14 protein-coding genes and 1 rRNA gene are annotated in these 14499 nt (G+C 71.5%); 3 read left to right on the top strand and 12 right to left on the bottom strand.

The annotated features are described in order from the left end of the window. Positions 1–26 precede the first annotated feature (26 nt). Entirely contained in the window at positions 27–1283 is a 1257-nt protein-coding gene (locus tag Q7F20_RS00600; RefSeq protein WP_305738178.1) for an MFS transporter, read from the top strand. A gap of 30 nt (positions 1284–1313) precedes the next feature. Here Q7F20_RS00600 and Q7F20_RS00595 read toward each other — a convergent pair whose 3' ends face one another. Together Q7F20_RS00595 and Q7F20_RS00590 are read right to left on the bottom strand one after the other, a co-directional pair. Continuing rightward, complete coding sequence (locus Q7F20_RS00595; RefSeq protein WP_305738177.1) at positions 1314–1757, bottom strand: TIGR02611 family protein; 444 nt, start codon at positions 1755–1757, stop codon at positions 1314–1316. Between the two features lie 133 nt (positions 1758–1890). Then, positions 1891–2223, bottom strand: a complete 333-nt coding sequence (locus tag Q7F20_RS00590) for a TraR/DksA C4-type zinc finger protein (protein WP_071295664.1) — start codon at positions 2221–2223, stop codon at positions 1891–1893. Positions 2224–2279: 56 nt separating this feature from the next. Between Q7F20_RS00590 and Q7F20_RS00585 the strand changes: the two genes are divergently transcribed. Together Q7F20_RS00585 and Q7F20_RS00580 are read left to right on the top strand one after the other, a co-directional pair. Then, positions 2280–3311, top strand: a complete 1032-nt coding sequence (locus Q7F20_RS00585; RefSeq protein ID WP_370871591.1) for an LLM class flavin-dependent oxidoreductase — start codon at positions 2280–2282, stop codon at positions 3309–3311. Between the two features lie 98 nt (positions 3312–3409). After that, on the top strand, positions 3410–3856 hold the full coding sequence (locus Q7F20_RS00580) for a DUF2510 domain-containing protein (protein WP_305738176.1): 447 nt from the start codon (positions 3410–3412) through the stop codon (positions 3854–3856). Positions 3857–4010: 154 nt separating this feature from the next. Here the strand turns inward: Q7F20_RS00580 and Q7F20_RS00575 are convergent, their stop codons facing one another. The 10 genes from Q7F20_RS00575 to rrf form a co-directional block, all read right to left on the bottom strand. Beyond that, entirely contained in the window at positions 4011–5015 is a 1005-nt protein-coding gene (locus Q7F20_RS00575) for a site-specific tyrosine recombinase XerD (RefSeq protein WP_305738257.1), read from the bottom strand. A 12-nt stretch (positions 5016–5027) separates the two neighbouring features. Beyond that, positions 5028–5597 carry an NUDIX hydrolase gene (locus Q7F20_RS00570; RefSeq protein ID WP_305738175.1) on the bottom strand — a complete coding sequence of 190 codons (570 nt, stop codon included), beginning with the start codon at positions 5595–5597 and terminating at the stop codon, positions 5028–5030. A 189-nt stretch (positions 5598–5786) separates the two neighbouring features. After that, positions 5787–7502 carry a CTP synthase gene (locus Q7F20_RS00565; RefSeq protein WP_305738174.1) on the bottom strand — a complete coding sequence of 572 codons (1716 nt, stop codon included), beginning with the start codon at positions 7500–7502 and terminating at the stop codon, positions 5787–5789. A gap of 196 nt (positions 7503–7698) precedes the next feature. Continuing rightward, the gene (gene recN / locus Q7F20_RS00560) at positions 7699–9393 is read right to left on the bottom strand and encodes a DNA repair protein RecN (RefSeq protein ID WP_305738173.1); all 1695 of its coding nucleotides are present in this window, start codon (positions 9391–9393) and stop codon (positions 7699–7701) included. Beyond that, on the bottom strand, positions 9390–10316 hold the full coding sequence (locus tag Q7F20_RS00555) for an NAD kinase (RefSeq protein WP_305738172.1): 927 nt from the start codon (positions 10314–10316) through the stop codon (positions 9390–9392). Before Q7F20_RS00555 ends, recN begins: the two co-directional genes overlap by 4 nt. After that, a complete protein-coding gene (locus tag Q7F20_RS00550; protein WP_305738171.1) occupies positions 10313–11158 on the bottom strand; it encodes a TlyA family RNA methyltransferase in 846 nt (281 codons plus the stop codon). The genes Q7F20_RS00555 and Q7F20_RS00550 overlap by 4 nt, the downstream gene beginning before the upstream one ends. Further along, positions 11151–11360 carry a hypothetical protein gene (locus Q7F20_RS00545; RefSeq protein WP_305738170.1) on the bottom strand — a complete coding sequence of 70 codons (210 nt, stop codon included), beginning with the start codon at positions 11358–11360 and terminating at the stop codon, positions 11151–11153. Before Q7F20_RS00545 ends, Q7F20_RS00550 begins: the two co-directional genes overlap by 8 nt. Positions 11361–11370: 10 nt before the next feature. Beyond that, entirely contained in the window at positions 11371–12348 is a 978-nt protein-coding gene (locus Q7F20_RS00540; RefSeq protein WP_305738169.1) for an HAD-IIA family hydrolase, read from the bottom strand. A 25-nt stretch (positions 12349–12373) separates the two neighbouring features. Further along, positions 12374–13114, bottom strand: coding sequence for a hypothetical protein (locus Q7F20_RS00535; RefSeq protein WP_305738168.1), 741 nt, complete (start codon positions 13112–13114; stop codon positions 12374–12376). Between the two features lie 1259 nt (positions 13115–14373). Continuing rightward, positions 14374–14490, bottom strand: a 5S ribosomal RNA gene (rrf, locus tag Q7F20_RS00530). Between the last annotated feature and the right edge of the window lie 9 nt (positions 14491–14499).

Genomic DNA, 14499 nt, shown 5'->3' with positions numbered 1-14499 from the left:
TCGTACTTGATTCGGAAGGGGCGCTCATGGCGCAGTCAGCTCGGTCGGTCGCGGGGTTCTGGATCCTCGCGGCGATGCTCCTCGTGTCCGTCGCCTCGTCGGCGGTCCCCTCGCCCATCTACCCCGTGTACGCCGCCGAGTGGCACCTCACCCCGCTCATGCTCACCGGGGTGTTCGCCATCTACGTCGCCGGCCTCCTGGCCAGCCTGCTCGTCGCCGGGCGCCTGTCCGACCACGTCGGGCGCAAGCCGGTGCTCGTCGTCGGCGGGCTCGGCGTCGCCCTGTCGCTCGGGCTCTTCGCGGTCGCCGACGGCGTGGGCGCGCTCATCGTGGACCGCATCGTGCAGGGCGTCTCCGTCGGGCTGCTCATCGGCGCCCTCGGAGCGGCGCTCATCGACAACTCCCTCGAGCGCTTCCCGAACCTGGCCGGGGTCCTGAACGGCGTCATCCCGCCGATCGCCCTCGCGACCGGGGCCATGTCGAGCGGCGCGCTCGTGCAGTGGGGCCCCGCGCCCGAACAGCTGGTGTACGTCGTCTTCGGTGCGCTGCTCGTCCTCATGGTGATCGCGCTCGTCGTCGTCCCGGAGCGGGTCACGCCCCGCCCGGGCGCCCTCCGCTCGCTCGTCCCCCGCATCAGCGTGCCCCGGTCCTCGCGCCGCCTGTTCCGCAGCGTCGCCGGATCGCTCATCGCGAGCTGGGCCCTCGGCGGGATGTTCCTGTCCCTCGTCCCCTCGGCGCTCGGCGCGGTCTTCGGCATCACGAACCACTTCGCAGCCGGTGCACTCATCGCCGTCGTCACCGGGGTCGGCGCGCTGACCGGCCTCGCGACGCAGCGGACGGACGCCCGTCGCGCGGTCATGATCGGCCTCGTCGCCCTCGTGCTCGGCCCGATCGTCACGGTGGCGTTCGTGATGGCGCACTCCCTGCCGGGGCTCGTCGTCGGCAGTGCGATCGCCGGGGTCGGCTTCGGCGCCGGGTTCCAGGCACCGCTCCGGATGCTCCTGGCCACGGCCGCGCCGACGCACCGTGCGGGCCTGCTCTCCACGATCTACGTCGTGAGCTACCTGGCGTTCGGCGTGCCGGCCGTGGTGGGCGGACTGCTCGAACCGACCGTCGGCCTCGTGCCGGTCATCGCCGGGTACGGCGCGTTCATCGTCCTCGCGGCGGTCGTCGCCCTCGTGCTGCAGCTCGTGTCGCGTGACGCCGCCGCCGTCGAGGAGCAGGCCGCCGAGGTGCTCGAGCGCACCTGCACCGGCTCGGTCCGGGTGGCGTCCGCCGAGTAGCACGGGTCCGCGGGGCCCGCGCCCGGTGCGTCAGTGCCCGGGACGTGCCCGCTTCGCGCCGCGCCGGCGCACCCCGACCGTCCGCGCGGCACCGGTGTGCGCCGCGTCGACGTCCGCCTTGCCGCGGTCTGCGGCGTTCCGGAGCCACTGCGGCCCGTGTGCCTTCGCCCAGTCCCAGAAGCGGTGCAGCTGGGCGCGGAGCCACGTGATGATCCGGTGGAAGAAGTGGAACTCGCTCGCGAGGATCGTCAACCCGATGAACACCACCAGCCACCCCGGCCCGGGCAGCGGCACGAGGATCAGCCCGATCACGACGACGAGTCCGCCGACGATCCCGACGAGCACCTTGTAGAAGAGGTGCAGGTGCGGACGCGCGTGGATCCAGGCGCGGAGATCGTGGAACCACTGGAACCGCCGGTGCGGCGTCTCGGCGCGTTCGACCGCGTCGGTCCGGTCGTTCGGGTCGCCTTCCATGTGCCGCAATGTAGGGCGCGCGGCTGGGAAACCGCGGCGCGCGCGGTGGGCGTGCGGTGCGTCCCGGACGACGGGAGACGCGTGGCGGGGCCGACCCGCGCCTCCCGTCAGACGGTGAGTGCCAGGAGGCGCGTCACGCGTGCGCCACGCACGTCGCGGCCCACGGGACGGCGGCGAGACGCGCCTCCGGGATCGGCTCCCCGCCCACGGCGCAGCGGCCGTAGGTCCCGGCGTCGAGCCGCGCGAGCGCGGCGTCCACCAACCGGATCCGCTCGCGGGCGTCGTCCCGCACGGCGCCGAGCGAGCCGCGCTCCCACGCGAGGGTCGCACCCTCGGGGTCGTGCTCGTCGTCGGAGTTGGCGTCCTGCCGAGCGTCACTGACGTCCCGCATGCTCCGCTCGACGTCCGCGAGGAGCCGCTCGTTGCGCGCCCGCTCCGCGACCAGTGCCTGCCGGGGGTCGTCCATGCCGGACACCGTAGTCGGCTCGGAATGCCCGTGCCGGCGGATGCGTTCGCATCGACATGACGAAGATCGGGTTCCTGTCGTTCGGACACTGGCGCGACGTGCCGGGGTCGAAGGTGCGCAGCGGCCGCGAAGCCCTCGTGCAGGCGATCGACCTCGCGGTCGCCGCCGAGGAGGCGGGCGTCGACGGCGCGTACTTCCGCGTCCACCACTTCGCACCCCAGCAGGCGGCGCCCTTCCCGTTGCTCTCCGCGATCGCCGCGAGGACCAGCCGGATCGAGATCGGCACCGGCGTCATCGACATGCGCTACGAGAACCCGCTGTACATGGCGGAGGAGGCGGCAGCGACCGACCTCATCTCCGGTGGTCGACTGCAGCTCGGCGTCTCGCGGGGATCACCCGAGACCGCCCTCGCCGGTTACCAGCAGTTCGGCTACGTGCCGGACGCCTCCGACGAGAACGGCGGCGAGATGGCGCGGGCGCACACCTCGGTGTTCCGCCGGGCCATCGCCGGCGAACCGATGGCGAACGCGAACCCGCAGATGACCGGCTCGGTCGGGTCGCTGCCGGTCTTCCCGCTCTCCGACTCGCTCGGCGAGCGCATCTGGTGGGGTGCCGGCACCCGCGCCACCGCGGAGTGGACGGCCGAGCAGGGCATGAACCTCATGTCCTCGACCCTGCTCACCGAGGACACCGGCGTGCCGTTCGACGAGCTGCAGGCCGAGCAGATCGAGCGCTTCCGGCGGGTGTGGGCCGAGTCTGGCTGGGAGCGGACCCCTCGGGTGTCGGTGTCCCGGAGCATCATCCCGATCATCGACGACGAGTCGCGGCACTACTTCGGCGTCCGCGCGCAGGTCGAGGGGCAGGACCAGGTCGGGCACCTCGACGGTGGGCTCGCACGGTTCGGCCGGTCCTACATCGGGACGCCCGAGGACCTCGTGGCCGAGCTCGCAGCCGACCGGGCCGTTCGGGCTGCCGACACCGTGCTCGTGACGGTGCCGAACCAGCTCGGTGTCGACTTCAACGCCCGGCTGCTCGCGTCGGTGAAGGACGTCATGCGCGAGGTGGACGCGGCGCCCGTCCCGGCGTAGTCCTCCTTCCTGCCGACACCCGGGCTGGGACTGTGACCGGTCCCCGCGCTCCCGTAGCGTTCGGGGTGCACCTTCCCCCGCACCCCGAGGAGCACCCCGTGACACTGCCGGCCGCCGGCTGGTTCCCCGACCCGCAGGACGCGAGCCGCCTGCGCTGGTGGGACGGGAGCGCGTGGGGCGCGGCGACGCGAGTGTTGCCGAGCCGGATCGAGCCGATGGTCCCCGTGGTGGTGGCACCCGTCGGTCCGTCCTTCTCGGTGCAGTCGGCGGCGATCCGGACCCGCTCGTGGGCGTCCGGAGGCTCCGGCGTCCACCGGTTCAGTGCGTTCTCGACGCTGGCGGTGGTGCTCGCCGTGGCCTCGGTGGTCGTGAACCCGTGGGGCGGCGTCAGCGCGGCCGCGATCGTCGCGGGCTTGCTCGGCGTCGTGCGGCCCGGCGCGACCGGAGGCTGGCGCGTGCTGGCGCGGAGTGCTTCGGCGAGCGCCCTGGTCGTCGCGGTGGCGACGGCTGCCGTGGCGGCGTCCGCGCAGTTCCACGTGTTCTGACGCCTGCCCGCGCTCCCGCCGCGCCTGCGTGTGCGTTCCGTCCGCCCCGAGTGAGGGTCGGGTCCACGGCGGCGATCCGACCACTTCTGCTCACTGAACGCGCCCCGGCGCCGCGCTCCCGCTCCCGCTCCCGCGCCCGCGCCCTGCGCCAGGCTCAGGAAGCGCGCCGCGCCCGCGGGTGCGCCGTCTGGTACACGTCCCGCAGCATGTCCGCCGTCACCATCGTGTAGATCTGCGTCGTCGCCACGCTCGCGTGCCCGAGCAGCTCCTGCACGACACGCACGTCCGCTCCCCCCTCGAGCAGGTGCGTCGCGAACGAGTGCCGGAACGTGTGCGGCGACACGTGCTCGGACAGTTCCGCACGGGCCGCTGCCGCCTGGATCACGAGCCACGCACTCTGCCGCGACAGTCGCGCCCCGCGGGCCCCGAGGAACAGCACCGGCGTCGACGCTCCCCGCGCCGCGAACACCGGCCGCGCCCGCACGAGGTAGGCGTCGATCGCCGCCCGCGCGAAGCTGCCGAGCGGCACCACACGCTGCTTGTTGCCCTTGCCCGTGACCTTGACGACCGAGAGCCCGTCGGCCTCCGGAGCGGAGTCGTCCGCGAGCGTGGTCACGTCGTCCACCGACAACCCGACCGCCTCTGAGATGCGCGCACCCGTGGCGTAGAGCAGTTCGAGCAGCGCACGGTCCCGCAGTCCGGCCAGGTCGTCAGCGGCGTCGGACGGAGCAGCCGCCGCCAGCAACCGCTCCATGTCGTGCACGGAGATCGCCTTCGGCAGCCGCATCGGAGCCTTCGGCGGCCGCACGGAGGCGCCGGGGTCGAGCTGCAACCACCCCTCTCCGGCGGCGAACGCGGTGAACGACCGCACGGAGCTGAGCATGCGTGCCACCGACCTCGGCGCGAGCGGACCGGACGGCCGGGTCGCGAGGTGCTCCACGAACCCCGCGAGGTCCGCGCGCGCGATCCTCCCGACGTCATCGAGCACCGCCGATCCCCCCGCGCGGTCGGCGCCGTCCGACTCGACGACCGGCGCGGTCGCGAGCCACGACGCGAACGTCAGCAGGTCCCGCCGATAGGCCGAGAGCGTGTGCTGCGAGAGCCCCCGCTCGATCGCGATGTGCCGCAGGTACGTCTCCGTGGCACGCTCGAACGGGATCACCCCACGAGGCTAGCGCCGCTCGAGCGCGTCCACCGCGAGCACTGCCACGACGAGCCCGGAGTTGTGCAACCGTCCGTCGAGGATCGCCTCCACCAGCTCGGCCCGCGGCACCCAGCGCTTCACGATGTCGGCCTCTTCGGCTTCGCGGTCGAAGGCCGACGAGGTCGATCGGACGCCCCGGGCCCGGTAGATTTGCAGGGACTCGTCGCTCCCGCCGGATGACGTGTTGTAGCGGACGAGCGGCTCCCACTCGTCGGCTTCGAGGTCCGCTTCCTCCGCCAGCTCGCGCTGCGCCGCGGTGAGGGGGTCCTCGCCCTCCATGTCGAGCAACCCCGCCGGCAGCTCCCAGTCGCGCACACGGACCGGGTGCCGGTACTGCTGGATGACGAGCACACGGCCCTCGTCGTCCTCGGCGTAGACCGCGACGGCCCCCGTGTGGTCGATGTACTCCCGCACCATCGTGTCGTCGTGGTACGCGACTGTGTCACGGCGCACGTCCCAGACGGCGCCCTCGTACACGACCGTGGACTCGGTGACCTCGAACGAGGCGGGTTCGTCAGCGATGGGTGCGTCAGTCACCGGTCCATCCTGGCACGCGCCCCCGACGCGACCACACGGCAGACGCGACCACACGGCAGACGCGACCACACGGCAGACGGGAGGCGCGGTGCCAGCTGGCACCGTCCCTCCAGGCACGGCCGTCACCCCGCTAGCGCGGTGCGCCGGTACCGGCTGTTGGGGCCCGCCTCCCGTCCGAGACCACTCGCGTTACGCGACCTGCTCCTCTTCCTGCGGGTCGAAGAGACTCGACGCCTCGTGCCGCTCGATCGCGGCACCGACGAGCCCCGCGAACAGCGGGTGCGCGTCCGTCGGACGCGAGCGCAGCTCGGGGTGGGCCTGGGTGGCGATGTAGAACGGGTGCACGTCCCGCGGCAGCTCGACGTACTCGACCAGGGTGCCGTCGGGCGACGTGCCCGAGAACACCAGGCCGGCGTCCGCGATCTGCTGGCGGTACTTGTTGTTCACCTCGTAGCGGTGACGGTGCCGCTCGGAGGCCTCGGGGGCGCCGTACAGCTCGGCCGCGAGCGACCCCTCGGTGAACGACGCCGGGTAGAGGCCGAGGCGCATGGTCCCGCCGAGGTCGCCACCCGCGATGATGTCCACCTGCTCCGCCATGGTCGCGATGACCGGCGTCGAGGTCTCCGGGTCGAACTCGGTGCTCGACGCGTCGGAGAGTCCGACCTCGTGCCGGGCGTACTCGATGACCATGCACTGCAGACCGAGGCAGAGGCCGAGCGTCGGGATGCCCTGCTCACGGGCGAAGCGCAGCGCGCCGAGCTTGCCCTCGATACCGCGCACGCCGAAGCCGCCCGGGATGCAGATGCCGTCGACGTCGCCGAGCTGCTTCGCGGCGCCCTCGGGCGTCGTGCAGTCGTCGGAGACGACCCACTTCAGCGTGACCTTGGCGTCGTGCGCGAAGCCGCCCGCGCGGAGGGCCTCGGTGACGGACAGGTACGCGTCCGGCAGGTCGATGTACTTGCCGACCAGGGCGATCGTGACGTCCTTCTTCGGCTCGTGCACGGCACGAAGGACCGGGGTCCACGACGTCCAGTCCACGGGCCCCGCCTCGAGTCCGAGCGCGTCGACAATGACCTGGTCGAGGCCCTGGTTGTTCAGCAGCGTCGGGAGGTCGTAGATCGACGGCACGTCCACCGCGTTCACCACGGCGTCCTCGTCGACGTCGCACATGAGCGCGATCTTCCGCTTGTTCGCGTCCGACACCGGGCGGTCCGATCGCAGCACCAGCGCATCGGGCTGGATGCCGATCGAACGGAGCGCCGCCACCGAGTGCTGCGTCGGCTTCGTCTTCTGCTCACCCGAGGCGTTCATGAACGGCACGAGCGACACGTGCACGAAGAATACGTTGTTGCGGCCGAGTTCGTGGCGGACCTGCCGCGCCGACTCGATGAACGGCTGCGACTCGATGTCGCCGACCGTGCCACCGACCTCGGTGATGATCACGTCGGGCTGCGGGTCGTTCTGCGCCTGCTCGCGCATCCGGCGCTTGATCTCGTCGGTGATGTGCGGGATGACCTGCACCGTGTCGCCGAGGTACTCACCCCGACGCTCCTTCGCGATCACCGTCGAGTACACCTGGCCCGTGGTGACGTTCGCCGCCTGCGACAGGTTGATGTCGAGGAAGCGCTCGTAGTGCCCGATGTCGAGGTCCGTCTCCGCGCCGTCGTCGGTCACGAAGACCTCGCCGTGCTGGAACGGGTTCATGGTGCCCGGGTCCACGTTGAGGTACGGGTCGAGCTTCTGCATGACGACCTTGAGGCCGCGTGCCGTGAGGAGGTTGCCGAGGCTCGCCGCCGTCAGGCCCTTGCCGAGAGACGAGACGACCCCGCCGGTCACGAAGATCTGCTTCGTCACCTTCGGGGTCGCGTTCGAAGAATTGGTTCCGCCGCTGAGAGTGTCCGCCACGGGATTCCATCGTACGTCAGAACTGCCGGGAGGCGCGACCTCGGTTCGCCGTGGGCGTTGCGTCGGGCACGTGGCCGGCTCCCCTGGCGCAGTGTGCGAGGTTCCGCGCTTCGTGCGGGTCCGGCGGCCTCCCACGGTCTCCGGAACCTGGCACAGTCCAGAACGGCGACATCCCTGGGTCGTCGGGTCGACGTCGTCAGGCCTTCTGGCCGGCGACGTCGAGCAGCTCGCGCGCGTGCTCCATACCGCTGGCGCTGTCACCGAGCCCGGACAGGAGCCGCGCCATCTCCTGCAGACGCTCCTCGCCCTCGAGGCGGCGCACGCTCGACGACGTGACCGCTCCGCTGGCGTCCTTCACCACGTTGAGGTGGTTGTTCGCGAACGCCGCCACCTGCGCGAGGTGCGTCACGACGATGACCTGCGTGCGCTCGGCGAGCTTCGCCAGACGACGACCGATCTCGATGGCCGCTGCCCCGCCGACGCCGGCATCGACCTCGTCGAAGACGAACGTCGGCACCGTCGTGCTGCCCGCCATGACCACCTCGATCGCCAGCATCACCCGGGAGAGCTCACCGCCCGACGCACCCTTGCCGATCGGCCGCGGGTCGGTACCGGAGTGCGGCTGCAGCAGGATCGACACCTGGTCGCGGCCGTGGCGCCGGTAGTCGCCCGCGTCCGAGACCTCGACCACGAGGGTCGCCCCGGCCATGGCGAGGGACTTCAGCTCGGCGGTGACACGCTTGGCGAGGTCCTTCGCCGCCTTGGTCCGTGCCGTCGTCAGGGCCGCGGCGGCGCCGGCGAGCGTCCGCTCGTCCTGCTCGACCGCGAGCTGCAACGCTGCGATCCGGTCGTCGTCTCCGTCGAGTTCGAGCAGCCGATCACTCGCGCGCTGCCCGTAGGCGATCACGTCGTCGACGGTCTCGCCGTACTTGCGCGTGAGGCCGGCGAGCAGGGACCGCCGCTCGTTGATGAGTTCGAGGTCATGGCCGGCGTCGGGTTCGAGCGAGCCGAGGTAGCTCGACAGGCTCGCAGAGGCCTCGGACGCCTGGATGCCGAGCTCCGTGAGCTGCTCGAGCACGGGCTGCAGTTCGGCGTCGGACGCCGCGACCCGCTCGATCGCGCGTCGGGCGGACTCGACGAGACCCACGACATCGTGCGCACCGTCGAGCGACTCGCTCGAGAGGGCCTCGTGCGCGAGCCCGGCGGACAACCGGAGTTCCTCGAGGTTCCCCAAGCGCTCGGCACGGTCGGCCAGCTCGACGTCCTCGCCTGGTTGCGGGTCCGCTGCCTCGATCTCGTCGGACGCCGCGCGGATGCGTTCGGCCTCGGCCACCCGGTCGTCACGGTCACGCGTGAGGGTCTCGAGCTCGCCGGTGTGCTCTTGCCAGGTGTCGTAGGCCCGCACGTACGCCGCGAGGGCCTTCTCGAGCGCCGGACCGCCGAAGCCGTCGAGCGCGGCACGCTGGGCGGTCGCCGAGGTCAGACGGATCTGGTCCGACTGTCCGTGCACGGTGACCAGCTGGTCCGCGAGCTCGCCGAGCACCGCGACGGGAGCGCTGCGGCCACCGACGGTCGCACGGCTGCGGCCTTCGGCGGAGACGGTGCGCGTCAGGATGAGCTCGCCGTCCTCGACGGTGCCGCCGGCATCCTCGACGCGTTCGGCGACGGCGTCCTGCTCGGGGACGTGCCAGCGCCCCTCGACCACGGCGGTCGACGCACCGCGTCGGACGGATCCCGCATCGGCGCGGGCGCCGAGGAGCAGCCCGAGCGCGGTCACGATCATCGTCTTGCCCGCACCCGTCTCACCGGTCACCACGGTGAATCCCGGGCCGAGCTCGAGGGTGGTCTCGCCGATGACCCCGAGGTCGGAGATGGAGATCTCCTCGATCACAGGGTGTCCTCGTCGTCCTGCTGCGGTCCACGCCACCCGGCGACGGGGAGCTGGAACTTCGCCACGAGCCGATCGGTGAAGGGTGCGTCCTTGAGGCGGGCCACACGCACGGGGTCCGGCGAGCGCCGGACCTCGACACGGGCACCCGGAGGTAGGTCGTGCGTGCGTCGACCGTCGCACCACAGGACGCCGACACCGCTCGTGCGACGCAGGACCTCGATCGCGAGGGTGCAGTCCGGGCCGACCACGATCGGCCGCGCGAAGAGGGCGTGGGCGCTCAGCGGCACCATGAGGAGCGCGTCGACGTCGGGCCAGACGATCGGCCCGCCCCCAGAGAACGAGTAGGCCGTTGAGCCGGTCGGGGTCGACACGACCACACCGTCGCAGCCGAACGACGACAACGGGCGGCCGTCGACCTCGGTCACGACCTCGAGCATGCGTTCCCGGGATGCCTTCTCGATGGTCGCCTCGTTCAGCGCCCAGGACGAGTAGACGACCTCGTTGCCGACGACGACGTCCACCTGCAGGGTGACGCGTTCCTCGACGTGGTACTCGCCGGACAGCGCGCGCTCCACGGTCGAGCGGAGCCCGTCGCGCTCGCTCTCGGCGAGGAACCCGACGTGCCCGAGGTTCACGCCGACGATCGGGGCGCCGGTGCCGCGCACGAGCTCGGCAGCACGGAGGATGGTGCCGTCGCCACCGAGCACGATGACGATCTCGAGCTGGTCGGCCTGGACGTCGACGCCGAGGATGTCGACCTGCCCGACCGACGCCTCGGCACGACGGATGTCGGCGTACTCGTCGAACGGCATGACCGGGACGAGACCGGCGGCGTGCAGGAGGTCGCAGACCTCGACCGCAGCATCGATCGAGTCGCGGCGGCCCGTGTGGGACACCAGGAGGATGTGCCGGTCGTCGCTCATGCCGTCCCTTCCGTCAGTTCGGTCGCCCGGACGATCCATTCTGTCGGATTGGTACCGACATCCCGCTGGAAACGCGCCAGGTACTCGTGGTTGCCGTGGGTGCCGACGATCGGCGACGCCGCGAGGCCCGAGGTGCCCAGGCCGAGGTCCCACGCTGCCCAGAGGACGTTCATGAGCGCGTCGTTCCGGAGCGCCGGGTCACGGACGATGCCCTCGCGGACACCGCCACGGCCGACCTCGAACTGCGGCTTCACGAGCAGCACGAAGTCGTCGGCGGGGACCGACTCGACCAGGGCGGGCAGGACGAGCCGGAGTGAGATGAACGAGAGGTCCCCCACCACGAGGCTCGTCTCGGCGGCCGCAGGATCGAGCGCGAGGTAGTCCTCGGGCGTGAGGTTGCGTGCGTTCGTGCCCTCGACGACCACGACACGGGCGTCCAGCGCCACGACGGGGTCGAGCTGGCCGTGCCCGACGTCGAGCGCGACCACGCGACGTGCGCCGCGGCTCAGCAGCACCTGCGTGAAGCCTCCGGTGCTCGCACCGACGTCGAGCGCGACCCGGTCGGACGGATCGACGCCGAACGTGTCGAGGGCGCCGACCAGCTTCAGCGCGGCCCGCGACACCCACGCGTCCGCGCCGTCGACGTGGATCGGAGCCGACGGACGCACCGGAGCCGACGGCTTGACGACCGCGGTGCCGGAGACCGTCACTCGGCCGTCCTGGATCAGCTTCGACGCCGCCGTCCGGGACTTCGCGAGGCCCCGAGATGCCAGGAGGGCGTCGAGCCGGACGGGCCGTTCGTCCTGCAGTGTCTCGTCGCCGGCGCCGTGCTCGTCAGGCACCGGTGCTGCCGCCGCTCTCCAGACGGGTCCGGAGCTCGTCGTGCAGCGCGGAGAACGCGTCGGCGCGCTCGGCCAGCGGCAGCGACTCGACCGCGGCGGTCCGCTGCCCGAAGTCGCTGGTCACGGCAGCATCGTCCGCGACTGCTCGGTCCTGATCGCCGTCCCGGGCGTCACGCTCGGGATCCCGCTCGTCGTTCGACACCCCGGTCACGCTACTCGCCGCCGTACAGCTTCGGGTCGACGTCGAGCCCGTAGATCGCGAGCCCGGACTCCCAGATGAGCGCGGTCCCGGCACGGAGCAGGTCGAGCGCATCGCCGTCGTCGAGCACTCGCACGACGTGCCCGCGCATCGCCACCGTGACGTCCCCGACCGTGGCGTAGCGGGTGCCGTCCGGGTCTTCCCGCCGGATCGTCACCGGGTAGGGCTCGGACAGGCCGCGGAGGTCGCCGATGATGTACGTGGGACGCGAACGCTGGTCGGCGGCGAGCACCTGCTTGGCCTTGTCGATCCCCGTGAGCACGAGGACGCTGGGGATGCCGGCGTCGTTGGCGCCCTTGATGTCCGTGTCGAGCCGGTCGCCGATGAACAACGGGTGCTCACCACCGAACCGTGCCAGGGCAGCGTCGAAGATGGGCCGCTCGGGTTTGCCGGCCACCACCGGCATCCGGCCGACGGCCTGGTGCACGGCGGACACGAGCGTGCCGTTGCCGGGCGCGATGCCACGCTCGACCGGGATCGACCAGTCCATGTTCGTCGCGACCCAGGGCACGTCCGGGTCGGCCAGGGCGAACGATGCCTCGGCGAGGTGCGTCCACCCGAGGTCCGGGGAGAACCCCTGGATGACCGCGGCAGGCGAGTCCTCGGCGCTCGACGTCACGGTGAAGCCTGCTGCCTCGACGATGCTCGTCAGCCCGAGGCCGCCCGTGACGAGCACCGTGGACCCCTGCGGTACGAGCGTCTCGAGCAGCCGGACGCCCGCTTGCGACGACGTCACCACGTCGTCCTCGGACACCTCGAGCCCGTAGCGCTCCAGGTGCTCGGCGACGTCGACCGGCCGACGTGAGGCGTTGTTCGTGATGTAGCCGACGCGGGCGGTCAGCGACGCACGGGTCAGGGCCTCGACCGCGTACGGGATCGCATGGCGCCCCCGGTACACGACGCCGTCGAGGTCGGTGAGGACCAGGTCCACCCCGTCAGTCGGCGGCTTCGGGGCCTCAGTCGGCTGCGGAGCCGTCGACGTCGGTGGGGTTGTCGTCGTCGATCTCACCGGGTTCGTCGCCGGCCGGCTCGTCGTCGTCGGGCTCGTCGCCGACGGGCTCGTCGGCGAGTTCGGCGTCGGGCTCGTCGTCGACGGCTCCGGCGAGCTCGTCTGCGGGTCCTTCGACTTCGAGCGTTTCCTCGACCACATCAACTGTCTCCCAAGCGTTCTCGTCGGCGGCCTCGGCCAGGGCCGCGGTCGCACGATCGACACGGGCCCACCACTCGTCGGCCTCGTCCTGACGGCCGAGCTCCTCGAGCGTGGCCGCGTAAGCACTGTAGAGCGCGGGAGACCAGCTGTAGGCAGTGGACGGGTCGAGCTGTGGAATCTCCAGCTCACCGAGTGCGGCTGTGGGATTCCCGAGGTCGAGTCGAGCACCGGACATGGCGATCGCGAGCTCGACCTGTACGGCGGTGTCCAGGGAAGCGCGGTCGACCGAGCGGCCGAGCTCGAGCGCACGCTCGGGACGACCGAGGCCCCGCTCGCAGTCGACCATCATCGGCAGCTGGTCGTTCCGACCCGAGATGCGTCGGTAGGTCCGGAGCTCACGGAGCGCGGTCGCGAAGTCGCCGAGACGGTACGCCGTGATGGCTGCCGTCTCACGGACGACGCCCACACGTCCGGCCCGCCGAGCCGCGCTCAGTGCGTGCTGGTTCGCGGTCTCCGGGTCCTCGTCGACCAGGAGTGCGGCCGCCACGAGGTGACGGGCGACCCAGTCGGCGTTGTCCTTGCTGAGCGTCTTGAGCTCGGCGCGAGCGACCTTGTCGAGATCGCGGGCCTGGATGTCCTCGGGGATCTCGGGGTCGTCGTGGCGGGGCCGGATCGACTTCGTGCCGTAGGGGTCGCGGTCCTCCCAGTCGTCCCGCGAGGCCTCACCGAACCGTGCACCGGCGTGACGGCTGCCGTCGCCGAAGCGCTGCCGATCGTCGCGACCGCCGCGGTCGCGGTCCTGGCCGCCTCGGAACGGCCGGTCCCCGTCGCGGCGCGGACGATCGCCGTCACGGGCCGGACGATCCGAACGGAACGGACGATCCCCATCACGACGCGGACGATCACCATCACGAGCGGGACGATCCGAACGGAACGGACGATCCCCACCACGACGCGGACGATCACCATCACGAGCGGGACGATCCGAACGGAACGGACGATCCCCATCACGACGCGGACGATCACCATCACGGGCCGGACGATCCGAACGGAACGGACGATCCCCATCACGACGCGGACGATCCCCGTCACGAGCGGGACGATCCGAACGGAACGGACGATCCCCATCACGACGCGGACGGTCACCGTCACGGGCCGGACGATCCGAACGGAACGGACGATCCCCATCACGACGCGGACGGTCACCGTCACGGGCCGGACGATCCGAACGGAACGGACGATCTCCGTCACGACCCGAACCACGCGGGCCGTCACCGCGAGGAGGACGACTCGTCTCGTCTCGGTCACCGCGCCATGCCGGCCGCCGGCCACCGTCGCGGAACGGTCGGTCCCCGTCCCGGTACGAACGACCGCCGTCGCGGGGAGCGCCACCGCTACGAGCAGGACGATCTCCGTCGCGGCGGGGAGCATCGCGGCGCTCACCCTCACGGCGTTCGAAGTCCCGCGGACCGGACGACCAACGGTTCCCGCCGTTCCCCCGGGGGGCCCGATCGTCGCGGCCACGACGGTCTCCGCGATCGCCGTCGTTCCGCCGCTGCTCGTCGTCGTTCGCCACCGTTGCTCCTCATCGCGTGCCCGAGCACTCGCTCAGGCGATCGTCCGCTGTGTCGTTGTGTGTTGGCGCCGCACGTGCCACCCGTACGGTGCACTCAGTCCATCACGAACGAGCGCACGAGTCGAGCGACGTGCAGCAGAAACAGAAGTAGCCACCGGCCTCCCGAGAACGAGGGTCTCCCCTACGAGTTCTCGATGGAGGGCCGATGGCCACATCTACTTGCAAAATAAGTCCGGCGGCGTCCTACTCTCCCACAAGGTCCCCCTTGCAGTACCATCGGCGCTGAGAGGCTTAGCTTCCGGGTTCGGAATGTGACCGGGCGTTTCCCTCTCGCTATGACCACCGGAACACTTTCG

The organism is Curtobacterium sp. A7_M15, from assembly GCF_030705415.1.
Lineage (GTDB): Bacteria > Actinomycetota > Actinomycetes > Actinomycetales > Microbacteriaceae > Curtobacterium.
Note: the sequence above shows the minus strand (reverse complement) of the source record. Positions and strands in the feature narration are given on the sequence as shown.